Genomic DNA, 292 nt, shown 5'->3' on the forward strand with positions numbered 1-292 from the left:
CATCTGCACGGTCGCGCGCAGATCGACGCCATCACCCTGCTGCACTACGTCTACTGACGCCATGCCGGCCAAGCTCGCGATGTCCGCCAACGACCTGCGTCAGTGCCTGCGCATCGCCGGCGGCGGCACCCTGGGGTTCTTCGTCTGCAAGCTGATGAACTGGGACTACGGCTCGTTCTTCGGCGTCTACCCGATGCTGCTGCTCGGCCTGACGCCGGTGATCAACCTGCACATCGTCCGCCAGTTCCTCGGTTTCTCGGTGGTGATCAGCGTCGAGGTACTGGTGCTGTAC

At 63.7% G+C, this 292-nt stretch carries 1 protein-coding gene; it reads left to right on the top strand.

Annotated elements, in window-relative coordinates; all coding sequences use genetic code 11:
* Positions 1 to 61 precede the first annotated feature (61 nt).
* The coding region (locus ACLJNW_RS24440; protein WP_410961249.1) for a DUF2955 domain-containing protein at positions 62 to 292 on the top strand (231 nt) is incomplete at its 3' end.

This window comes from Salmonella sp. SAL4457 (assembly GCF_046548235.1).
GTDB lineage: Bacteria > Pseudomonadota > Gammaproteobacteria > Enterobacterales > Enterobacteriaceae > Salmonella > Salmonella enterica.